We start from the raw sequence: 22,647 nt of genomic DNA on the forward strand, positions 1-22,647 counted from the left end.
CCGTTAATGGTCATCGCAAACAGGAGTTTCAGAATCGCCCTACAACTGCCGGTGAATATGTCGATTCGAGGTCGGAATTTTTGGTCGATTGCCAACTTTAGGCCGGGTAAACTTGCGCAATGCGTCGGCCAATAGATGTCTCGGCGCCACAGACAAGAGAGTGAGTAATGGGCGCACAGTGGAAGGTTAAACACAAAGAAGCGGCAGCCAACGCCAAGGGAAAGATCTTCGGCAAACTGGTGAAAGAAATCACCATTGCTGCGCGCAACGGCGCTGATGTCGCCACCAACGCACACCTGCGCCTGGTGGTTGAACAGGCCAAGAAAGCTTCGATGCCCAAGGAAACACTGGATCGCGCCATCAAGAAGGGTGCGGGCCTGTTGGGCGAAACCGTGCAATACCATCGCGTGACGTATGAAGGCTTCGCGCCGCATCAGGTGCCGCTGATCGTTGAATGCGTGACTGACAACATCAACCGTACCGTCGCTGAAATCCGCGTGGCATTCCGCAAGGGCCAGTTGGGCGCTTCCGGTTCGGTGGCCTGGGACTTCAACCACGTGGGCATGATCGAAGCCTCGCCGGACACCCCGGACGCCGATCCGGAAATGGCCGCCATCGAAGCGGGCGCTCAGGATTTCGAGCCGGGCGAAGACGGCGCGACCCTGTTCCTGACCGAACCTGCGGATCTGGACGCCGTGCAAAAAGCCCTGCCGGGACAAGGCTTCACCGTACTGTCGGCCAAGCTGGGCTACCAGCCGAAGAACCCGGTCAGCGGCCTGAGCGACGAGCAGATGGCTGAAGTCGAAGCCTTCCTCGAAGGCCTCGATAACCATGATGACGTGCAAGACATGTTTGTCGGGTTGGCGGGTTAAGTTGTATTTCCAGTGACACCGCCATCGCAGGCAAGCCCGCTCCCACTGTATTTGTGTCGTTCGCAAAAAATGCGTACGACGCTGAACCCTGTGGGAGCGGGCTTGCCCGCGATTGACCGCGCAGCGGTCATCAATCTTTCAGCAGTTGAATAACCTCGTCGAACCCCGGTCGCGCCAGTACATCAGGCTGACAGCAGCGCTGCTGCAAATCCTCCAGCCGCAGACGCTCCTCGGCGCTCAACCCCGAGTCGATCCGCTCCAGCAATTCCCCCAGCAGAACCCCGAACGCTCGCACTTCGATGCGTTGCAGTGCACGGCTTTCCAGGGTGTCTTGCGTGGCATGGAAAGACGCCGCGCCAAAGTCCCCCAACAGGCAATCACCCTGCGCGTTCCACAGAATATTGTGGCCGTAGAGGTCGCCATGGGTGATGCCCTGGCGGTGCAAGTGCTCGGCGACCGAGGCGATACCACGGGCAATGCGCAAGGCGACATCGGCCGTGAACCGGGTATCTTCGGCGTAGACATCGCGGCTGCAGGTCGCCAGGCTCGGCAGCGCGGCAAGGTTGCGGTAGCTGGGCTCGATCAGTTGCATCACCAGCCCGGCGGTGTCTTGCGGGTGATCGACCACCCGGCCTTCGACCCGGATCAGGTTGGGGTGAAGGCCAGCGGTAATGCAGGCGTTCATTTCATGCAACGGCGAGCCATCACTGGTCATTTCGCCCTTATAGAGTTTGACCGCGACTGGCGTGTCCGCGTGGGCCGGTCGTGCCCATGCCGCCCGATGAATCAACCCCGAAGCACCTTCGCCCAGGAGCTGCTCCAGACGCAACTGCGACCAGGGAATGCTCGCAGTGGCTGCCAGGGCGGCCGCGTCGGCTTCGGTTTCCAGTGGGTTACCGGCGTACGCCAGCCAGGTCAGGCTCGGCAGCGCGAGCAGCCATTCGGGCAATTGGCTGATCTGGTTGGCGGCGATGCGGATCAGCTCCAGCCGATGGCAATTGCGCAAACTTTCCGGCAAGCGTTGCAGTCGGTTACCCGCCAGCATCAGTTTTTGCAGGTAGGGGCGTTCGCCCAGCTCTGTCGGCAGTTCGCCGATGCAATTGTCAGTCAGGATCAGCCAACGTAGGAGCGGTGGCAACGCAGCGCCCGGCACGTGCTCGATGCGGTTGGCCTTGAAGCCGATCATGGTCAGCGCCGCGCACTGGCCCACGCAGGCCGGCAGTTCGGTGAACAGATTGTCCGAGCAGAACAACACGCGCAAACGGGTCAGGCGATGCAGGTCGTCCGGGAGGCTGCTCAAGGCATTGCCACTGAGGTTGAGCACTTCCAGGGAGTCCGCCAGGTCGAAGATTTTCCGGGGGAATTCTGTCAGGCCGCAGCTGAGGTCCAGACGGGTGATGCCTGCCAGTGTGCCGGCGCGCAATTGTGCAAGGGTGTGCATGAACGGGGCTCGCCATCGATCAAATGAATGGGCGGCATGATAACGGTAATGAGTGTTGTCGGTCAGACCGCTTTCGCGAGCGAGCCCGCAGTCGACCGAGTTGTTTAATCAAGCGCGGGCGAAAGGTGCGCGCTAACGCGCCAGCAGCCCAATCGAATACGAGCGATCAGGCCGGCTCCCGGACCTCCACCAACTGCCCCAAGCGGCTGCGGGTACGTGCCAGGTCGATGGCATCGCCGTCCAGGCTTTCGCGCAAAGAACGCTGCCCCATCAGCACCAGATGCTTGTCTTGATCGTACAAGACGTCCACCAGATTGATGAAACGTTGCTGGGCGGCGATTGAACAGTCGGCCAGGCTGGGCAATTCGTCGATGATCCAGTGATCGAAGCGTCGGCACAGCTCCAGGTAATCCATGACCGCCGTGGGCTGCTCACACAGATCGGTGAAGGTAAAGCCGATGGTACGGTCTTCGCAGTAACGAGCGGGCAGGTGGCGAGGGCCGACCGGCAGCGCAATGGCCGGCGCGTTGGCGGGTGGCAGGTTGGATGCCTGACGCTGCGACGCTGTGCCGGGCCAGATGTATTGACCCTGGGTAAACAGTTGATGCGTGTGAGTTCTGGCCTGGCTGCGGTAGTCGTGTGGCCCGCCGACCTCCATCACCTGCATGCGCGCATTGATCAGGTCGATCACCGGTTTGAAGCGCGCGTGGTACAGCGGATTGGGCAACAGACCCTCCGGTGGGTAATTGGAGGTGACCAGCAGCAGAATGCCTCGACGGAACAGCGCTTTGAACAGACGCTTGATCAGCATCGCGTCGCCGATGTCATGGACATGGAATTCGTCGAAACACAGCACTCGGCAATCGCGCAGCAAATCATCCAGGGTGGTCGCCAGCGCGTCCGGTTGATCGCGATGGCTGAACATCCCCTGATGCAACCGGGCAAAAAACTCGTGGAAGTGCAGGCGCTGTTTTTGTTCCAGGGGAATAGCCTGGAAGAAGCCGTCGAGCAGCCAACTCTTGCCGCGACCCACGGCGCCGTGCAGATAGAGGCCGGGCAGGGGGGGCGCTGCGCTGCCCAGCAGTGCTGTGGCGTGTTGCGCCATGCAGTCGATCACGCGCTGTTGACTGTGACTGAGGGTGTAGCCCTGCGCGTGAGCCTTGCGGTGAAAGTAATCGTGGATGACCCGGCCTGTTGCGGTTCCATGGGCGTGCGCAGCCGAGGCCTTGCCGAACAGGCGGCGCAGCGATGGCCAGCGCGGTGCGAGACGCAAACGGTTGGGCGGTCGAACGGCCACTGTGATGTCACCCCATAATCTTCAGGCCGGCTCCCGCGCGGCGGCGCCATAGTGTACCCAGAGGGGAGAATTTGCTTCCAGTCATGTCGCTGGAATGCTGGTTTTTTTTGGACGGATTACTGCGGTGTGTACAACTTATTTCGAGTTGGAATTCTGTAGAAAATCGATACAGGCCCTACAAAATCAATTCAATTGGGCGTGGATACATTTTTTTAGGGGCCGTCAGGTGGTCCACTGCAACGCTAAGATCTACGTGGGCAACGCTGAAAAAGAAAGCGTAGGCGAAACCCGGCAGACGCTGCCAGGCCAGCGTCTACGGAATTGATGTGGCGCTCAGAACTGAGTTGTCTGTTTGAGCATCTGCGCCGCCGGCGTATCCGCCGGGCTGACCATCGCATAGTTGTAGCCGCCCCCTGACCAGTACTCGGCCTGCAAGCCGTCATCACGGCGACTGCCCCGTGGCAGCAGGAAGTTTTTCGGCCCCGGCGGGCGCACGTAGAAGCTGATCTTATGTCCGCCTTGATCCTCGTAGACCACCATCGCCGCTGGCCCTTGCTCGGTGCTGAGCAAACGCCCGCTGACCGGTTTGAACCCGGCGCCCGAGAGATCGGGCAGGCGATTGGCCTGGGTGAAGTAGCGGTCGAGCCAGGCTTGCATGTCGCCGTCGGCACTGACCTTGTAGTCGGCTGGCAAGATGCCTTGCTGGGCAATCAGCCGGTAGGCCTGCAGGGCATCGGTCATGGGCAGCGGGGCGCTGGCGAGGGTCATCTCCCGTGCCTGCCAGCCGCTGACCCCGCCGATGCCGACGGCGATCAGCAATACAGCGGCGCTGGCCAGGTGACGACGGGACTGGCGTTTGAGGCGTTGACGAATCATCACAGGATCGAGGTCCGGGTTGGCCGGTTGCTGCAGGGCGCCGCTCAGGGCTGCGCGCAGTTGCTGGGCGTCTTTTTGCCAGGCGCGCACCTGCTCGGCAATGGGCGCGTTGCCAGAGAGATAGGTCTCCACCAGGCGTCGGTCGTCATCGCTGAGTTGGTGGTCGACATAAGCGTGCAGATCTCGCTCGCTGGGGGGCATGCTGATCATTTGAGTCTCCGCAGGGAAGGGCGGTTGATTTCACCATCGCTGAGTTGGCGCAAGGCCTGGCGGGCCCGGGACAGGCGGGACATCACCGTGCCAGTGGGGACATCGAGAATCTCGGCGACCTCTTTGTAGCTCAGGCCTTCCACCGATACCCAAAGCAGCAATGCGCGCTGTTCGGTGGGCAGTTGATCGAAGGCGTTCAGTGTCGATTGGGCGATCACCGTTCGCTCTGTCGAGGGCTGCGCATCGTCGCGTCCGGTGAAGAACTCGAGCATTCGCGCATAGCGTCGGGAGCGCCGGTGAGCGTCGAGGAACTGCCGATAGAGAATTGAAAACAGCCAGGCACGCAGGTCTCCCTCGGGCCGCTTGTCGCCCCAGGCCGACAGTGCCCGCTCGAGGCACGACTGCACCAGATCGTCGGCATTGCCGGGATTTCGCGTCAGCGATACGGCGAAGCGACGCAGCCTGGGAATAATTTCCCGCAATTGTTCGTCGATATCATTCATGAAGTTCTGACCAGTCACTACGCTGTGGTGAGTGTCCAGGAAGACGCATGGCCATCGAGGTTATTCCACGCCGGAAAAAATAAATACCGAACGATGGAATAAACCCTCGGGGGGGGCGTCTGTCTGGTTCTTCTCACTTGTGGCCGATGGCCCTGGAGTCCTTCATGGTAGATCGATCAACACCGCCCACCCGGCCACCCCTGAGTACCGCGAGCCTGATGATGCGCCTGGCAGGCATTGCCGTGGTCGTCGCCGCCGTGGCCGGGGCGTTTGCCTACGTCAACGGCACCCTTGACCCACAACGCCTGACGCCGAAAAAGCTGATCAATGTGCTGGAAACCAACAACGGCGTGCACCCCGGATTCAGACGTAATCACTCTAAAGGCGTGTGCGTGATCGGCCATTTCGAGAGCAGCGGCGAAGCGCGCAGTTACTCCTCGGCACAGGTGTTCAATGAAGCGCGGACCCCGGTGGTCGGGCGTTTCGCCTTGCCGGCGGGTAATCCTTATGCGCCGGACAGTGCCGTGCCCATCCGCAGCCTGGCGTTGCGCTTCACCCAGGCCAACGGCCAGCAGTGGCGCACCGGGATGAACAGCATGCCGGTGTTCCCGGTGGGCACGCCCGAGGCGTTCTATCAATTGCAACAAGCCCAGTCGCCTGACCCGGCCACCGGCAAGCCGAACCCGGCGGCGGTGCCGGCATTCTTCGGCTCGCACCCTGAAGCCGCACCGTTTCTTGCCTGGATCAAGACCGCCAAGCCATCGGCCAGTTACGTGACGGAAACCTACAACAGCGTCAACGCGTTTTACCTGGTGAACGCCGCTGGACAACGGCAGGCGGTGCGCTGGAGCATGGTGCCAGTGGCTCAAGATGCGCCGGGCGCGACGGCCCCGGAAGGCAGCGATTATCTGGAAAAAGACCTGGTTCAACGCATCGCCGCAGGGCCGTTGCGTTGGCAGTTGAACATCATCCTGGCCAACCCCGGCGATCCGGTCAACGACGCGAGCAAGGCCTGGCCCGACGGGCGCAAGGTGTTGAACGCCGGTACCCTGGTCCTTGAAAGCACCCAGCCGCAGCTCAGTGGCGAGTGCCGTGACATCAACTACGACCCGTTGGTATTGCCCGCCGGGATCGAAGGTTCCGACGACCCGTTGCTCGCCGCTCGTTCGGCAGGTTACGCCAATTCCTACCTGCGTCGCACCAGCGAAGTCAGCCAGTTACCCGCCGCCAAACAGGAGGCCAAGCAATGAGCGCCCAACCGAACCATTTCGCTCCCCTGGCGCGACTGCTGCACTGGTTGATGGCGCTGATGATCATCGCCATGCTGTTCATCGGCGCAGGCATGGTGGCTTCGGTGTCCGAGCGTCATGAATGGCTGATTCACCTGCACAAGCCCTTGGGCGTCGCCATTTTGCTGTTGGTGATCGTGCGTCTGCTTGTGCGGTTCTCCACGCAACAGCCGCCGTTACCCGCGGACTTGCCGGGTTGGCAAGCGCTGGCGGCCAAGGCCTCCCACGTGCTGCTGTATGCCTTGATGCTGATATTGCCGCTGCTGGGCTGGGCGATGATTTCGGCCTCGGGCGAACCGGTGATGCTCAGCAATTCGTTGCAATTGCCGTCGATCCTGCCGGCCAATGCCCAGGTGTTTGCCTTCCTGCGCAAGGCCCACGGGTATCTGGCTTATCTGTTGTTCTTGACGGTGTTGCTGCATTTGGCGGCGGCGTTGTTTCACGCCTGGGTGCGTCGGGATGACGTGCTGGACAGTATGTTGCGGGGCAAGGATCGCGGTTAGTCATAACCTGAAAAAAGATCGCCGCCTGGGGCGTTGCCGCAGGCTGCGATCTTTTGATCTGAAAAAGCAATCAGCGCAGCGTATCAACCATCTCGGCCACCGTGGTCAACACATCCTTGCCCAACTGCTTCGACCGCTTGCCCGACCACCCCGTCATCGGGTTCGGATGATCGTCGTGATCCTTGAACGGCATTTCCAGGGTCAGTGACAGGCAATCGTATTTCTGGCCAACGGCGTTGCACGCCAGGGTCATGTTGGCCTTACCCGGTTCGTCGCGGGTGTAGCCGTATTTGGTCTGGAAGTCCTTGGTCACGTGCTTGAGGTGGGAGCGGAAGTGCTCCTCGAGTTTTTCGATTCGCGGCGTGTAGCCTGGATTGCCTTCGCAGCCGGCGGTGAACACGTAGGGGATTTCCTCATCGCCGTGGATGTCGAGGAACAGGTCGACGCCGTACTTTTCCATCTGTTGCTGTACGAAAAAGACTTCGGGGCTGATTTCCGGGCTGGCGCTCTGCCAGGCGCGGTTCAGGTCCTGGCCCATGGCGTTGGTGCGCAGATGACCATGGAAGGCACCGTCCGGATTCATGTTCGGCACCAGGTAAAGGTCGGCGCTGGCCAGCAGTTTGTTCAGTTCGGTGTCGTCGTGTTTTTCCAGGCGTTCGATAACGCCTTCCATGAACCACTCGGCCATGTGTTCGCCCGGATGTTGCTGAGCGATCATCCACACCTTGCGCTGGCCTTCGGCACCCGAGCCTTTGCGCAACAGCTGAATGTCCCGACCTTCGACGCTCTTGCCGGTGGCCAGCAGTTCTGTGCCGGCCTTGGTCAGCGCCTGCTCGATCAACCAGTCGTGACGGCCACGGCTGTAGGGTTCGAAGTAGGCGAACCAGGCGTGGGTCTGGGTCGCTTCAAGACTGAAACGCAGGCAGTCGCCTTCGAAGATGGTCGGTATGCGAAACCAGTTCACATGATCGTAGGACGCCACCGCCTGGTACCCGTCCCAGGCCTTGTTGTAAGAGGACTTGCTGGCATTGTTCAGGCGAAACCAGTGCTCCTGTCCGACATGCAGGCCACTGGCTTTGAAGTGGAACCATTGAAAATGCTGGCTGCGGGTGTCGGGCTTGATGGCCAGCAGCGCCTGCAGCGGGTTGCTGATGTCCAGCACTTCAATGTTGCCGCTGTCAAAGTTGGCACTGATGTCGAGAGAGGATTTAGCCACGGTTGGGTTCCTGTTTAGATTTTATGGCGGCTACTGTACACGCAAGAGAAGGGGGTTAGGAGCGGCAGAAAAAACGTTTCACCCTTCCTGCGGATGCACTGATCCGCGGCCCGTGTCCGCCACGAAGCGCTCCTTCTCAGCGTAGCGATCATCCGTGTTACCACCAGCACTGTTTTGAGGCTATCGAGTGACAGAATGGGGGCATTTCTACGCGTTCCTCCTTTAGTGCTCCCCCTACAGCCTGCCCCTCTATATAGCCAGCCCCGACCTCAACCCGCCTTGGCGCCGTGGGCATGAGGTGCACGTGGTGGGCAACCTGACCCGTTACGGGCGGATTCGCATATCGGGGTGTATTGAGGTCAGGAGGGCGAGGGTGGTGCATCCTCGCCTGCATACCCGCTTCAACCTGATGGTGACGGCAAGACAGGTCATCGCAGAGACAAGGAACGAGGGGGGGCAGGCAGATGATGTAAAACGAGGGGGGCGTCTTCCTTGACGCTGTCGCAGCTTAGAGACTGTGGAATTGATTCTCAAGTGCTATTTTTCGGTGGTTCGCCCCAATGATGTCGGGCTGCCCATGCCAACGGATATTCTTTTGATATCGTCCGCGCCATTGCGTGTATACGGCACTTGAAGAGTTGATCAGCCTGAAGCCACAGGCCAGAACACGGGCAAAAAAAGACCCGGCAATAAGCCGGGTCAAAAACCGTGATTAGCCTGATGAGGAGATAGACCAAAAGTCCGACCTGAGGTCCCTTGATCCATCGACTGATCTCGCGACCAGATGGTGCAATAATAATCATTCTCGTTTGTGGGTCAAGCTTTTTTTGTCTTGTGATCGGAAAGTTCTTTCCGGTCCTCTGTCAGCGCCTTCCTCTTAGGCTTTCTGGTGCCCCTCCAGGGAGCGGGCGACCATGGCTTTGGCCATATCGATCATATGCACTGCCGAAAACGCCAGGTCCCGACTGGCGCCCTGCAGGTGATTGGCTGACTCGTAGGCGATGGCTGCGGCACAACGCAGCAGATCGGAAGCATGGACCAATGCCTCTTCTTTGCTGATGTTGCGGTTCACATCAAAGAAGCGCTCCTCGACCTCATTCTCTGAAACCGCCGGCTTCAAGTAGTAGTCCAGCGCCCGTTGGGCGGCAGCGGAGCCTTGGGGCGAGGTGAGGGAGGTGTCGATTTGCAGGTCGGGCAGTTCGTTGGCCGGTTGTTGGGTCATGGTGATGGCAAGCTCCGTGATAGATTCAGATCCGTGAGCTCATCCTAGTACGATTTGTATTTGTGACCATGGGTTTAATACTACAATTTGTGTTTTGATGGCCGGAGTTGCCCCAGTATCGTGCCGCCCATGGATAAATGGATCGAATTGGTCAAGGCCAAGATGAGTGAACTCAAAATCACTCAGGAAATACTCGCCGAGCGCCTCGGGATGTCCCAGGGCGGCATTGGCCATTGGCTGAATAAACGTCGCGAGCCGGGTGTCGAGAATATGAATCGAGTGTTGAAGGCGCTCGGCATGGACTTTCTGGAAGTGGCGCTGGTGATTCGCGAAACCACGGACGCGAAGGACGACGAAGTCTCCCTGACGCAAAAGTACAATCCGTACTTTCGTTACCCGGTCAGTGACTGGAAGGTAACCGCTGAAGTTCGCGACGGAGAACGGGCGCAGTACCGTTTCGAGTTGTCGGACTACCACGCCCAAGGCTCGGCATTCTGGCTGACGGTGACCGGCGACGCGATGACCGCCCCCAGTGGCCTGAGCATTGGCGAAGGCATGTTGATTCTGGTGGACCCGGACGTGGCTGCGGAGCCCGGCAAACTGGTGATCGCGCAATGGCCCGAGAGCACCGAGGCGATCTTTCGCAAGCTGATCGAAGAGGGCGGGCAGCGTTACCTGGTCCCGCTCAATCCGACGTATCCCAAAGCCCTCTACACCGACGACTGCCGAATCATCGGCGTGGTGGTTCAGGCGACAGCCAAGTTCTGACCGGATCGGTCCTCGCCAGGCGCGGGACCGATCTTCATTTCACGCTTCTTCCAGTTCGACCAGCGCACTGCCTTCGCTGACCATCTCGCCTTCCTGGCAATACAGCGCCTTGATCACCCCGGCGTGTGGCGCACGGATGCTGTGCTCCATCTTCATCGCTTCGAGCACCACCAGTTGCGCCCCGGCTTCGACCGTTTGCCCGGCCTCTACCAGTACGCGCACGATGCTGCCGTTCATGGGGGCGGTCAGCCCACCCTGGTGGCTGTGACTGGCTTCGACGGCGCTGATCGGGTCATAGGCTTCGATGCGGCGCAACTCGCCATCCCATTGCAGATAGACCAGCTCACCCTGGCGGATGGCCCGATGCTGACGACGCACGCCGTCGTGCTCGGTCAGCAATTGCTCACCCTTGAGCCGCGCGCTCTGGGCGTTGATGTTGCGCAGCGTCAGCGCGCGGTCCTGGCCTTCACAACTCAAGTGCAGGGTGATTTCCGATGGCAATCCGGCGCGGAAACCGTTGCTGTCGGCCCAAGGCGAACTCGGGTCATCGACGCGCGGTGAACGAGACTGGCTCTGGGCAAATGCCTGGGCGGCGGCTTGCCAGAAGCCGTCGCTAAGCGCCGCCGGCGCCGGCAATAGTTGCTCCTGGTAACGAGGAATGAACCCGGTATCCAGTTCCGCCGCGGCAAACGCCGGATGGGCAATGATTCGACGCAGGAAGTTGATGTTGGTCTTGAGCCCGCCAATGGCAAATTCATCGAGCATGCTCAGCAGGCGCAAGCGTGCCTGTTCACGGTCCTCGCCCCAGGCAATCAACTTGCCGAGCATCGGGTCGTAGAAAGGTGAAACCTCATCGCCTTCCTCAACGCCGCTGTCGACACGACGCCCCGGACCCTCGGCCGACTCACGATACAACTCCAGACGCCCGGTCGCCGGCAGGAAATCATTGCCCGGGTCTTCGGCGTACAGCCGCACTTCAATGGCGTGGCCGATCAGCGGAACCTGATCCTGGGTCATGGGCAGTGCTTCACCCCGTGCGACACGAATCTGCCATGCCACCAGGTCGAGGCCGGTGATGGCTTCGGTGACCGGGTGTTCGACTTGCAGGCGCGTGTTCATCTCCATGAAGAAGAACTCGCCGCGCGCATCCAGCAGAAACTCCACGGTGCCGGCGCCGACATAACCAATGGCCTGGGCCGAACGCACGGCCGCTTCCCCCATGGCACGCCGCAGTTCCGGGCTCAGGCCTGGCGCCGGCGCTTCTTCCACGACTTTCTGGTGCCGACGCTGAATCGAGCAGTCACGTTCGTTGAGGTACAGGCAGTTGCCGTGTTGATCGGCGAACACCTGGATTTCCACGTGGCGCGGTTTGAGCAGGTATTTCTCCACCAGCATCCGCGAATCGCCGAACGACGATTGCGCTTCACGCTGGGCCGAGGCTAGGGCTTCGGCCAGTTGGCTGACGTCCTCGACCACTTTCATGCCCTTGCCGCCACCACCGGCCGTGGCTTTGAGCAGCACCGGGTAACCGATGCGTTCACAGGCCGCCCGGAAGGTCTCGAAGTCTTGAGCTTCGCCGTGATAACCGGGCACCAGCGGCACGCCTGCGGTTTCCATCAAGGCTTTGGCGGCGGACTTGCTGCCCATGGCGTCGATGGCCGACGCGGGCGGGCCGAGGAAAATCAGGCCGGCCGCTTCGATCGCGCGGGCGAACCCTGCGTTCTCCGACAGAAAGCCGTAACCGGGGTGGATGGCCTGGGCGCCGCTGGCCTTCGCGGCGGCGATCAGTTTGTCGATTTGCAGGTAGCTGTCGGCGGCTTTGCTGCCACCGAGGTCGACGCGAATATCGGCTTCGCGGCTGTGGCGGGCGTCACGGTCAGTGGCGCTGTGCACGGCCACGGTGGTCAGGCCCAGGGCCTTGGCGGTGCGCATGACCCGACAGGCGATTTCGCCACGATTGGCCACCAGCACAGAGGTGATAACAGGTGCGCTCATCAACGGGGCTCCTTGGTGGTGGTTTCGGACTGCCAGCTCGGCGGACGTTTTTGCAGAAAGGCGCGCAGGCCTTCCTGGCCTTCAGGGCTGACGCGGATGCGGGCAATGGCGTTCTCGGTGTAGCGGCGCAACGCCGGGTTCAGCGAGCCATCGCCGACTTCACGCAGCAGGTCCTTGCTGGCACGCATGGCGGCGGGGCTGTTGAGCAACAGGTTGTCGATCCACTGTTCGACCTTTTGCTCCAGATCGATCAGCGGATAGCTCTCCGACAACAAACCGAGTTCCCGCGCCCGTTGCCCGCCGAAGCGTTCAGCGGTCAAGGCATAACGTCGGGTGGCCCGTTCGCCGATGGCTTGCACCACGAACGGGCTGATCACCGCCGGTGCCAGGCCGATGCGGACTTCTGACAGGCAGAATTGCGCGTCATCGGCACCGATGGCCATGTCGCAGCAACTGATCAGGCCCAGTGCGCCACCAAAGGCCGCGCCTTGCACCACCGCCAGGGTCGGGACTTTCAACTTGGCGAGGTTGTACATCAACTCTGCCAGTTCCCGGGCGTCGTCGAGGTTGGTGTGGTAATCGAGTTCGGCCGATTGTTGCATCCAGGCCAGGTCGGCACCGGCGCTGAAATGCTTGCCGCGGCCACGCACCAGCAGAAAACGCAGGCTGGCGTCGTTCGATACCTTGTCCAGCGCGAGGATCAATTCGCGGATCATCTCGGCGTTGAACGCGTTGTTCTTCTCTTCGCGGCTGAGCCACAGGGTGGCGAAACCCCGAGGGTCGGTCAGCAATTGGAGGGTGTTGAAGTCGCTCATATTCTTCCGTTCTCCACGGCACTTTGTAGGAGCGAGCCTTGCTCGCGATGGACTGAAGGGCGGCGCGTTTATCCAGAACACACGCGTTATCGTTAACGTCCATCGCGAGCAGGCTCGCTCCTACAAAAAGATCACATCCGGAACACGCCGAAGCGGCTCGGTTCGATTGGCGCGTTCAACGACGCGGACAAGGCCAGGCCCAAAACATCGCGAGTCTGTGCCGGGTCGATGACACCGTCGTCCCACAAGCGGGCGCTGGAATAGTAGGGGTGGCCCTGTTCTTCGTATTGGTCGAGGATCGGTTGCTTGATCTCGGCTTCCTGCTCGGCACTGAAACCCTGGCCACTGCGCTCGGCTTGCTCGCGCTTGACCTGCACCAACACGCCAGCCGCCTGCTCGGCACCCATCACGCCGATGCGCGCATTCGGCCACATCCACAGGAAACGTGGGTCATAAGCGCGACCGCACATCCCATAGTTACCGGCACCGAAGCTGCCGCCGATGATCACCGTGAATTTCGGCACTTTGGCGCACGCCACGGCGGTCACCAGTTTTGCGCCGTGCTTGGCGATACCGCCGGCCTCGTATTTCTGACCGACCATGAAGCCAGTGATGTTTTGCAGGAACAACAACGGGATGCCGCGCTGGCACGCCAGCTCGATGAAGTGCGCACCTTTCTGCGCGGCTTCGGCGAAGAGGATCCCGTTGTTGGCGAGGATCGCGATCGGATAACCGTGCAGGTAAGCAAAGCCGCACACCAGCGTCGTCCCGAACAGCGCCTTGAATTCGTCGAACACCGAGCCGTCCACCAACCGGGCAATCACTTCGCGCACGTCGAACGGTTGCTTGGCATCGGCCGAGACCACGCCGTACAACTCGTCGCTGCTGTAGAGCGGGGCGATCGGTGTGCGTTGTTGAACTTCGCCGTGTTTGCGCCAGTTGAGGTTGGCCACACTGCGGCGCGCTATGGCGAGGGCGTGTTCATCGCTTTCGGCGTAATGGTCGGCCACGCCCGAGATCTTGCAGTGCACATCCGCCCCGCCGAGGTCTTCGGCGCTGACCACTTCACCGGTCGCGGCTTTCACCAGCGGTGGGCCGGCGAGGAAGATCGTCGCTTGCTCGCGGACCATGATCGCTTCGTCGGCCATCGCCGGCACATAGGCGCCGCCAGCGGTGCAGGAACCCATGACCACGGCAATCTGCGGAATGCCCATGGCGCTCATGTTGGCCTGGTTGAAGAAGATCCGCCCGAAGTGCTCGCGATCCGGAAACACTTCATCCTGGCGCGGCAGGTTGGCGCCGCCGGAGTCCACCAGGTAGATGCACGGCAAGCGGTTTTGCTGGGCGATGGTCTGGGCGCGCAGGTGCTTTTTCACGGTCAGCGGGTAGTACGAGCCACCTTTCACCGTGGCATCGTTGGCGACGATCATGCATTCGACGCCTTCCACACGGCCGATCCCGGCAATCACGCCAGCGGCGGGAACGTCTTCGCCATAGACCTCGTAGGCGGCCAATTGGCTGATTTCGAGAAACGGCGAGCCTGGATCGAGCAGGCGATTGATGCGCTCACGGGGCAGCAGCTTGCCCCGCGAGATGTGGCGTTCTTGCGCTTTCGGGCCGCCACCTTGCGCCACTTGGGCGAGCAGGGTGTGCAGGGCGTCGACCTGTTTGAGCATCGCCGCGCTGTTGGCGGCGAACTCCGCCGAACGGGGGTTGAGCTGGGTATGCAGGATAGCCATGGACAGCTCCGTTTAGCGGGTTTCGTTGAACAGTTCGCGGCCGATGAGCATGCGACGGATCTCACTGGTGCCGGCGCCGATTTCGTACAGCTTGGCGTCACGCAACAGACGACCGGCCGGGAATTCGTTGATGTAGCCGTTACCGCCGAGAATCTGGATCGCGTCGAGGGCCATTTGCGTGGCGCGTTCGGCGCTGTAGAGGATCACGCCCGCCGCGTCCTTGCGCGTGGTTTCGCCGCGCTCGCAGGCCTGGGCCACGGCGTACAGGTAGGCGCGGCTGGCATTGAGTTGGGTGTACATGTCGGCGACTTTGCCCTGGATCAGCTGGAATTCGCCGATGCTTTGGCCGAACTGCTTGCGGTCGTGGATGTACGGCACGATCAGGTCCATGCAGGCCTGCATGATCCCGGTCGGGCCACCCGAAAGCACGACGCGCTCATAGTCGAGGCCACTCATCAGCACTTTCACGCCGCCATTGAGCACGCCGAGGATGTTTTCTTCCGGGACTTCGACGTCATCGAAAAACAGTTCGCAGGTGTTCGAACCGCGCATGCCGAGCTTGTCGAATTTGTTGCTGCGGCTGAAGCCTTTCCAGTCGCGCTCGACAATGAAGGCGGTGATGCCGTGGGGGCCTTTTTCCAGGTCGGTCTTGGCGTAAATCACATAGGTGTTGGCGTCCGGACCGTTGGTGATCCAGGTCTTGCTGCCGTTGAGCACGTAGTGATCGCCGCGCTTGTCGGCGCGCAGCTTCATCGATACCACGTCGGAGCCAGCGTTCGGTTCGCTCATCGCCAGGGCACCGATGTGCTCGCCGCTGATCAGTTTCGGCAGGTATTTGGATTTCTGCTCGTGGTTGCCATTGCGGTTGATCTGATTGACGCAGAGGTTGGAATGCGCGCCGTAGGACAGCGCAACCGAAGCCGAACCACGACTGATTTCTTCCATGGCCACCACGTGGGCCAGGTAACCCAGGCCAGCGCCGCCGTACTCTTCCGGCACCGTGATGCCCAGCAGGCCCATGTCGCCGAACTTGCGCCACAGGTCGGCGGGGAACAGGTTGTCGATGTCGATCTGAGCGGCGCGCGGGGCGATCTCTTTGGCGACGAAGGACTGAACCTGATCGCGCAGCATGTCGATGGTTTCACCGAGGGCGAAGTTCAGGGATGGATAGCTCATGGGTCACCTTTTGGCTTTTTTGTTGGGTGGGGAGGGCAGTGATTCAGCTCTCACCTTTACGTTAACGTAAGCCTGTGACGAATGGCTGTCAATCGCCCTTTACGTTAACGTCAACTTGAGCGAGAGTAGAGCTGTTCTTACAGACTAGCGTCGCACTCTGTGGCGAGGGAGCTTGCTCCCTCGCCACACATGCCGCGCACCAACAATAAAGATAATAGGGGTCGTCATGGATCAACCCAGTGCACATCCGCAGCGCAGCTACACCCGCGGTTCCCAGGACAAAGCCTTGCTGGCGATGACCATCGGCCAGGCGTTCGACAACACCGCCGCGCAGTACCCGGACGGTGAGGCGTTGGTCGTGCGCCATCAGCAGCTGCGCTACACCTGGCGGCAATTGGCGGATGCGGCGGACCTGCACGCCAGAGCCCTGCTGGCGCTGGGCTTGCAGACCGGGGACCGCCTGGGGATTTGGGCTCCGAATTGCGCTCAGTGGTGCATCAGTCAGATCGCCAGTGCGAAAATCGGCGTGATCCTGGTCAACATCAACCCTGCCTACCGCAGTTCCGAACTGGAATACGTGTTGAAGCAATCCGGCTGCCAATGGCTGGTCTGTGCCGGGGCGTTCAAGTCCTCCAATTACCACGCCATGTTGCAAGGCCTGGTGCCGGAACTGGCGGAGCAATCCATTGGCAAGCTGCAGAGTGATCGCTTGCCGGCGTTGCGCGGCGTCATCAGCCTTGATGCGCAGCCACCCGTCGGTTTCCTGCCCTGGTCGCAGCTGAGCGATCTGGCGGCCGGTGTGTCGGTCGAGCAATTGCACGAGCGCCAGGACAGCCTGCATTTTGACCAGGCGGTGAATATCCAGTACACCTCCGGTACCACCGGGTTTCCCAAAGGCGCGACCCTCAGTCACTACAATATTCTCAACAACGGTTACATGGTCGGTGAAAGCCTTGGTCTGAGCGCCGCCGATCGCCTGGTCATTCCGGTGCCGTTGTACCACTGCTTCGGCATGGTGATGGGCAATCTGGGGTGTATCACCCACGGCAGCACCATGATTTACCCCAGTGACGCCTTCGATCCGCTGCTGACCCTGAACACCGTCGCCGAAGAGAAAGCCACTGCGCTGTACGGCGTGCCGACCATGTTCATCGCCATGCTCGATCAGCCTCAACGTAACGATTTCGATCTGTCGACCCTGCGCACCGGGATCATGGCGGGCGCGACCTGTCCGATTGAGGTGATGCGGCGGGTCATCAGCGAAATGCACATGAGCGAAGTGCAGATTGCCTACGGCATGACGGAAACCAGTCCGGTGTCCTTGCAGACCGGGCCGTCAGATGACCTGGAGTTGCGCGTGACCACCGTCGGCCGTACCCAGCCGCAGCTGGAAAGCAAAATCATTGATGAGGCGGGCAACCTGGTGCCGCGCGGCACCATCGGCGAACTGTGCACCCGCGGTTACAGCGTGATGCTCGGCTACTGGAACAACCCCGAAGGCACCGCCGAAGCGATCGACCAGGCGGGCTGGATGCATACCGGGGACCTGGCGAGCATGAATGACGAGGGTTACGTGTGCATTGCCGGGCGCAACAAGGACATGATCATCCGTGGCGGCGAGAACATCTACCCACGGGAGCTGGAGGAGTTCTTCTTCACCCACCCGGCCGTGGCCGACGTGCAGGTGATCGGGATTCCTTGCTCGCGCTATGGCGAGGAGATTGTTGCCTGGATCAAATTCCACCCCGGTCACAGCGCGACCGAGCAGGAACTGCAAGCCTGGTGCAAGGAGCGCATCGCGCACTTCAAGACGCCGCGTTACTTCAAGTTCGTTGAGGAGTTTCCGATGACGGTGACCGGCAAGATCCAGAAATTCCGGATGCGCGAGGTCAGCATCGAGGAGTTGCGTAGCAAGCAGGGCTGACCAGGCCTTTTGTAGGAGCGAGCCTGCTCCGGGCGGCGTTCCGACGAAGAACTCAAAGGCACCGCGTTGATCCAGATTGCACGCGTTATCGTTGACGTTCTTCGCGAGCAGGCTCGCTCGCACAGGAGAGTGGTGAAAAACACAAATGCCAGACAGCACAAAGGGGAGCCGAAGCTCCCCTTTAATTTTTCGTTGCGCGTGCTCTTTTTTTATTATTGAGGGGCGGTCTGTTGTTGTTTTTGGTGACCGTGACCCTTTACCGCTGTTTTTGTCGATCCCCATCCGGGATCAAGAGCAAACGTATTTTTTTGAGCGCTGATCTACTTTCTCGCTGAGCGATCCAACCGATTCGGGAGCTACCTGAAGGTAGTTTTATTGTTCTCTGCCCGGTTGCGGGTAACTTCGGAAAGCACCCTGAAAAGCACATCTTCTCCAAAAAAATCTGTTAGCTGCGTCTCTGCCGTGTTGTTTTTGTTATGTCAGAGTCGTTACGTCTTGTTTTTATTGGTTGTGCCGCTTTTTTTATTCTTGTTATGCCATAGAGATAGCAGGTGTCGTGCCAACTTTTAAAAACCCTTTAAAATCAATGACTTAATAAAAGTTTAAGGTTTTTCCCTCAGGTAAACCCCGACAATTTGTTTCCGTGTTACTCGCTTTTGCCCCACGCTCAGCCGCAGCGGTAACACCCGGACACAACCGCGCCCTCACTGAGCGCTACGTGCCTTGGCCACGCGCGAACCGGTGGGCCGCCCCAGCACTGTGCAGATTTGCTGGCCGGCGAGGATCAAGGCGTCCAGGTCGATTCCCGTGTCGATACCCAGCCCATTGAGCAGGTACACCACATCTTCCGTGGCGACGTTACCGCTGGCGCCCTTGGCGTAAGGGCAGCCGCCGAGGCCGGCGATGGAGCTGTCGAATACCGAGATTCCTTCCAGCAGGCTGGCGTAAATGTTGGCCATGGCCTGGCCGTAGGTGTCGTGGAAGTGCCCGGCCAGTTTTTCCCGTGGCACCACGGCGCTAACCACGTCGAACATCTTGCGCGTTGCGCCCGCGGTGCCGGTGCCGATGGTGTCGCCCAGGGATACCTCGTAGCACCCCATGGCGTAGAGCTCTTGCGCGACCCGGGCGACTTGTTCCGGCGCGACGTTACCTTCATAGGGGCAGCCCAGCACACAGGACACGTAACCACGCACGGTCACGCCGTGTTGTCTGGCCGCCTCCATGATCGGCACGAAACGTTCCAGGCTTTCGCTGATCGAGCAATTGATGTTGCGTTGGGAAAACGCTTCGGAGGCCGCCGCAAACACCGCGACTTCCTTGACCCCGGAAGCGATGGCGTCTTCAAACCCTCGAAGGTTGGGGGCGAGCGCGCCGTAAGTCACCCCGGGTTTACGCTGGATCTGCGCGAAGACATCCGCAGAGCCCGCCATCTGCGGTACCCATTTGGGCGAGACGAAACTGCCGACTTCTATATAGCCCAGGCCGGCAGCCGTCAGCGCGTCGACCAGTTGTACCTTGTCGGCAACGCTGATGGGTTGGGCTTCATTTTGCAGACCGTCGCGCGGGCCGACTTCGACAAGGCGTACATGGGTAGGGAGGGACATGGGGTTCGACCTGTGCTGATTGTTCGGAGAACCCTGTAGGAGCGAGCCTGCTCGCGATGGGCTCCCAGGCACCGCGTTTATCCAGCAAACACGCGTTATCGTTAACGACCATCGCGAGCAGGCTCGCTCCTACAAGGGGGCGGGTTTTATTGAATGACTTCCTGGCTTTTGAGGGTCTGCTCCAGCGCCTGGACGCAGCGTTCTTCCGCCGTATCGAGTTCGAGTTTCATCTGCTCGATGTCCAGCAGTTGCTGTTCCAGCTGTTCCCGACGCTCGCTGATTTTCGCCAGCATGCTGTGCAACTGCTTGGTGTTACCGCTGGAAGGGTCGTAGAGCTCGATCAGTTCGCGGCATTCGGCCAGGGAGAAGCCGATACGCTTGCCTCGCAGGATCAGCTTCAGGCTGACCTTGTCGCGGGGCGAATAGACGCGTTCCTGACCTCGCCGCTCGGGGCTGAGCAGGCCTTGCTCCTCATAGAAGCGAATCGCCCGGGTGGTGATGTCGAGCTCGCGGGCGAGGTCGGAAATGCTGTAGGTCTGGCTGCTCATGGAAGCGCTCGCAAAAGGTCATGGCGCTAAGCTAATGGCAGGTTGACGTTTACGTCAAGGGGACAGGGGTTGACTGCTGTTCTGCCGGCCCCATCGCGAGCAGGCTCTCGCTCCCACAAAGTTTTTCGGCGTACTCAATCAAGTGCATGACAAATTGACCTGTGGGAGTGTGGCTTGCCCGTGATGAACGATGACGCGGGTAAACTTCCTACACCTTTTCGAGCTTCTTCTCATGCGCCGTCACCTGCTGGCACAACTCGATCATCTGCTCGCGCATCCAGCGGTTGGCCGGATCCTGGTCGGTGCTTTCGTGCCAGTACAGGTGGGTTTCCACCGGCGGCACATCGTTGACCGGCAAGCTGAAGGCGTGCAGATCGTTACGACGGGCGAAGCGCTCCGGAACGGTCATAACCATGTCGGTCTGCTGTAACACTTGCGATGCCATCAGGTAATGCTGTGAGCGCAGGGCGATCTTGCGCTGGATGCCCATCTTGCCGAGGGCCAGGTCGACATGCCCCAGACCGCTGCGACGGCTGGAAATATGGATGTGGGTCAGGCCCAGATAATCATCGAGGGTGAATTTTTCCTTGCCCGCCAACGGATGCCCCTTGCGCATGGCGCATACATAGCGGTCTTCCATCAACTTGACGTGGCGCACTTGCGGGTCGGTGTTGAGCGGCGCATCCACCGCAAAATCGAGGCGACCGGCGGCCAGTTCCTTGGTGGTCTCGCGGCGCTTGGACAGGAAACTCTCGATGATCACCGTGGGGGCGAGACGGCGCAGGCGCTGGAACAACGGCGGCAGGATCACCGCCTCAGTCAGGTCGGTCATGCTGATGCGGTAGGTCTTGACCGCCTGCAACGGGTTGAAAATGCGGCTTTCCTGCACCGATACCCGCAGCAGGGAAAGGGCGTTGCGTACCGGGCCGATGATGTTCTGGGCCATCGGCGTCGGCACCATGCCCTGGGCGGTGCGCACGAACAAAGGGTCGTTGAAGGTTTCGCGCAGGCGGGCCAGTGCGTTGGATACCGCCGGTTGGGTGATCCCGACAATCTGCCCGGCGCGGGTCAGGTTGGCTTCGGTGTAGATCGCGTCGAAGACGATGAAAAGGTTGAGGTCGACCTTGCTCAGATTCATTACGCGGCTCTCTTATTGTGTGGGCGGCTGGCCTTGAAGATCAGTCGATCATATATCGGTGATGAATGTTAATACACGCCGAGAATAGGCTAGGTAAATTTTCGTAGCTGTTCTAGCATCGATTGCATGATCTAAACAACCTCCCCCAAGAAGGTATCTTGCTCATGGATTTCGCTTATTCGCCCAAGGTTCAGGAACTGCGTGAGCGCGTGACAGCGTTCATGGACACCTACGTCTATCCCGCTGAAACCGTGTTCGAGCGCCAGGTCGCCGAGGGTGACCGCTGGCAGCCGACCGCGATCATGGAAGAACTCAAACTCAAGGCCAAGGCGGAGGGCCTGTGGAATTTGTTTCTGCCTGAGTCAGAGCTCGGTGCCGGCTTGACCAACCTCGAATACGCGCCCCTGGCCGAAATCATGGGGCGCTCGCTGCTGGGGCCTGAACCGTTCAATTGCTCCGCGCCCGACACCGGCAACATGGAAGTGCTGGTGCGCTACGCCAACGAAGAACAGAAGCAACGCTGGCTCGAGCCGCTACTGCGCGGCGAAATCCGCTCGGCATTTGCCATGACCGAACCGGACGTCGCATCGTCCGACGCCACCAACATGGCCGCCCGTGCCGTGCGCGATGGCGACGAGTGGGTGATCAATGGCAAGAAATGGTGGACCTCCGGGGCCTGCGATCCACGCTGCAAAATCCTGATCTTCATGGGCCTGAGCAACCCTGATGCACCGCGCCATGCACAGCACTCGATGATTCTGGTTCCGGTGGATACCCCCGGCGTGAAGATCGTGCGTCCGCTGCCGGTGTTCGGTTACGACGATGCACCCCACGGTCACGCCGAAGTGCTGTTCGAAAACGTGCGCGTGCCGTACGAAAACGTCCTGCTGGGTGAAGGACGCGGCTTCGAAATCGCTCAGGGTCGCCTCGGCCCGGGCCGGATTCACCACTGCATGCGTTCGATCGGCATGGCCGAACGTGCCCTGGAATTGATGTGCAAACGTTCGGTGAACCGCACGGCGTTCGGCAAACCCCTGGCGCGACTGGGTGGCAACATCGACAAGATCGCCGACTCGCGGATGGAAATCGACATGGCACGCCTGCTGACGTTGAAAGCGGCGTACATGATGGACACTGTCGGTAACAAAGTGGCGAAGAGCGAAATCGCACAGATCAAGGTGGTGGCGCCGAACGTGGCGTTGCGGGTGATCGACCGGGCGATCCAGATTCACGGCGGGGCAGGGGTCTCCAACGATTTTCCGCTGGCCTACATGTATGCGATGCAGCGCACCCTTCGCCTGGCCGACGGTCCGGACGAAGTGCACCGTGCGGCGATCGGCAAGTTCGAAATCGGCAAGTACGTGCCAAAAGACATGATGCGTAGCGGGCAATAACAGGCACCGAGTCATCGTTCATCGCGGGCAAGCCCGGCTCCCACAGGTTTAGTGTGATCTTTGTGGGAGCGGGCTTGCCCGCGATGGCGTCGGCCCATTCAATACATCTACATCAAA

General features: G+C 60.4%; 19 protein-coding genes. 6 read left to right on the forward strand and 13 right to left on the reverse strand.

Going from position 1 to position 22,647, the window contains the following annotated elements; all coding sequences use genetic code 11:
- Positions 1 to 167: 167 nt before the first annotated feature.
- Positions 168 to 872 carry a YebC/PmpR family DNA-binding transcriptional regulator gene (locus BLV61_RS26055; RefSeq protein WP_090323589.1) on the forward strand — a complete coding sequence of 235 codons (705 nt, stop codon included), beginning with the start codon at positions 168 to 170 and terminating at the stop codon, positions 870 to 872.
- Positions 873 to 1,002: 130 nt separating this feature from the next.
- On the opposite strand, the gene BLV61_RS26060 is transcribed toward BLV61_RS26055, so the two are convergent.
- From BLV61_RS26060 to BLV61_RS26075, 4 genes are all read right to left on the reverse strand, one after another.
- Positions 1,003 to 2,313 (reverse strand): leucine-rich repeat-containing protein kinase family protein, encoded by a 1,311-nt coding sequence (locus BLV61_RS26060; protein ID WP_090468363.1) that lies wholly within the window; start codon positions 2,311 to 2,313, stop codon positions 1,003 to 1,005.
- Between the two features lie 166 nt (positions 2,314 to 2,479).
- Entirely contained in the window at positions 2,480 to 3,610 is a 1,131-nt protein-coding gene (gene zapE / locus BLV61_RS26065) for a cell division protein ZapE (RefSeq protein WP_090468365.1), read from the reverse strand.
- Positions 3,611 to 3,943: 333 nt separating this feature from the next.
- Positions 3,944 to 4,696, reverse strand: a complete 753-nt coding sequence (locus tag BLV61_RS26070; protein ID WP_090468367.1) for an anti-sigma factor family protein — start codon at positions 4,694 to 4,696, stop codon at positions 3,944 to 3,946.
- Complete coding sequence (locus tag BLV61_RS26075) at positions 4,693 to 5,199, reverse strand: RNA polymerase sigma factor (RefSeq protein ID WP_090468369.1); 507 nt, start codon at positions 5,197 to 5,199, stop codon at positions 4,693 to 4,695. The genes BLV61_RS26070 and BLV61_RS26075 overlap by 4 nt, the downstream gene beginning before the upstream one ends.
- Positions 5,200 to 5,363: 164 nt before the next feature.
- On the opposite strand from BLV61_RS26075, the gene BLV61_RS26080 reads away from it, so the two are divergent.
- Both BLV61_RS26080 and BLV61_RS26085 read left to right on the forward strand, forming a co-directional pair.
- Positions 5,364 to 6,449, forward strand: coding sequence for a catalase family peroxidase (locus BLV61_RS26080; protein WP_090468370.1), 1,086 nt, complete (start codon positions 5,364 to 5,366; stop codon positions 6,447 to 6,449).
- Positions 6,446 to 6,991, forward strand: coding sequence for a cytochrome b (locus BLV61_RS26085; protein ID WP_047527581.1), 546 nt, complete (start codon positions 6,446 to 6,448; stop codon positions 6,989 to 6,991). Before BLV61_RS26080 ends, BLV61_RS26085 begins: the two co-directional genes overlap by 4 nt.
- A 70-nt stretch (positions 6,992 to 7,061) precedes the next feature.
- Here the strand turns inward: BLV61_RS26085 and BLV61_RS26090 are convergent, their stop codons facing one another.
- Together BLV61_RS26090 and BLV61_RS26095 are read right to left on the reverse strand one after the other, a co-directional pair.
- Positions 7,062 to 8,207 carry a M14 family metallopeptidase gene (locus tag BLV61_RS26090; RefSeq protein WP_090468373.1) on the reverse strand — a complete coding sequence of 382 codons (1,146 nt, stop codon included), beginning with the start codon at positions 8,205 to 8,207 and terminating at the stop codon, positions 7,062 to 7,064.
- 877 nt (positions 8,208 to 9,084) lie between these two features.
- Positions 9,085 to 9,429, reverse strand: a complete 345-nt coding sequence (locus tag BLV61_RS26095; RefSeq protein ID WP_090468375.1) for a DUF6124 family protein — start codon at positions 9,427 to 9,429, stop codon at positions 9,085 to 9,087.
- A 129-nt stretch (positions 9,430 to 9,558) separates the two neighbouring features.
- Here BLV61_RS26095 and BLV61_RS26100 point away from each other — a divergent pair, with 129 nt between their 5' ends.
- Positions 9,559 to 10,197, forward strand: a complete 639-nt coding sequence (locus tag BLV61_RS26100; RefSeq protein WP_090468377.1) for a LexA family protein — start codon at positions 9,559 to 9,561, stop codon at positions 10,195 to 10,197.
- A 39-nt stretch (positions 10,198 to 10,236) separates the two neighbouring features.
- Here the strand turns inward: BLV61_RS26100 and BLV61_RS26105 are convergent, their stop codons facing one another.
- The 4 genes from BLV61_RS26105 to BLV61_RS26120 all read right to left on the reverse strand — a co-directional run bounded on the left by BLV61_RS26105 (position 10,237) and on the right by BLV61_RS26120 (position 15,922).
- A complete protein-coding gene (locus BLV61_RS26105; protein ID WP_090468379.1) occupies positions 10,237 to 12,192 on the reverse strand; it encodes an acetyl/propionyl/methylcrotonyl-CoA carboxylase subunit alpha in 1,956 nt (651 codons plus the stop codon).
- On the reverse strand, positions 12,192 to 13,007 hold the full coding sequence (locus BLV61_RS26110; RefSeq protein ID WP_090468381.1) for a gamma-carboxygeranoyl-CoA hydratase: 816 nt from the start codon (positions 13,005 to 13,007) through the stop codon (positions 12,192 to 12,194). Before BLV61_RS26110 ends, BLV61_RS26105 begins: the two co-directional genes overlap by 1 nt.
- 131 nt (positions 13,008 to 13,138) lie before the next feature.
- Positions 13,139 to 14,746, reverse strand: coding sequence for a carboxyl transferase domain-containing protein (locus tag BLV61_RS26115; protein WP_090468383.1), 1,608 nt, complete (start codon positions 14,744 to 14,746; stop codon positions 13,139 to 13,141).
- 12 nt (positions 14,747 to 14,758) lie between these two features.
- The gene (locus tag BLV61_RS26120) at positions 14,759 to 15,922 is read right to left on the reverse strand and encodes an isovaleryl-CoA dehydrogenase (RefSeq protein ID WP_008031893.1); all 1,164 of its coding nucleotides are present in this window, start codon (positions 15,920 to 15,922) and stop codon (positions 14,759 to 14,761) included.
- A gap of 226 nt (positions 15,923 to 16,148) precedes the next feature.
- Here BLV61_RS26120 and BLV61_RS26125 point away from each other — a divergent pair, with 226 nt between their 5' ends.
- Positions 16,149 to 17,846: an AMP-binding protein gene (locus tag BLV61_RS26125; RefSeq protein ID WP_047527596.1), complete on the forward strand. Its 1,698-nt coding sequence runs from the start codon at positions 16,149 to 16,151 to the stop codon at positions 17,844 to 17,846.
- Between the two features lie 704 nt (positions 17,847 to 18,550).
- Here the strand turns inward: BLV61_RS26125 and BLV61_RS26130 are convergent.
- From BLV61_RS26130 to BLV61_RS26140, 3 genes are all read right to left on the reverse strand, one after another.
- Positions 18,551 to 19,450 carry a hydroxymethylglutaryl-CoA lyase gene (locus tag BLV61_RS26130; RefSeq protein WP_090468384.1) on the reverse strand — a complete coding sequence of 300 codons (900 nt, stop codon included), beginning with the start codon at positions 19,448 to 19,450 and terminating at the stop codon, positions 18,551 to 18,553.
- 146 nt (positions 19,451 to 19,596) lie between these two features.
- Positions 19,597 to 19,998, reverse strand: coding sequence for a MerR family transcriptional regulator (locus BLV61_RS26135; RefSeq protein WP_047527601.1), 402 nt, complete (start codon positions 19,996 to 19,998; stop codon positions 19,597 to 19,599).
- A 208-nt stretch (positions 19,999 to 20,206) separates the two neighbouring features.
- The gene (locus BLV61_RS26140; protein WP_047527602.1) at positions 20,207 to 21,136 is read right to left on the reverse strand and encodes a LysR family transcriptional regulator; all 930 of its coding nucleotides are present in this window, start codon (positions 21,134 to 21,136) and stop codon (positions 20,207 to 20,209) included.
- A gap of 164 nt (positions 21,137 to 21,300) precedes the next feature.
- Between BLV61_RS26140 and BLV61_RS26145 the strand changes: the two genes are divergently transcribed.
- The gene (locus BLV61_RS26145) at positions 21,301 to 22,530 is read left to right on the forward strand and encodes an acyl-CoA dehydrogenase (protein WP_047527603.1); all 1,230 of its coding nucleotides are present in this window, start codon (positions 21,301 to 21,303) and stop codon (positions 22,528 to 22,530) included.
- Positions 22,531 to 22,647: the final 117 nt, after the last annotated feature.

Source organism: Pseudomonas mohnii (genome assembly GCF_900105115.1).
Classification (GTDB): Bacteria; Pseudomonadota; Gammaproteobacteria; order Pseudomonadales; family Pseudomonadaceae; genus Aquipseudomonas; species Aquipseudomonas mohnii.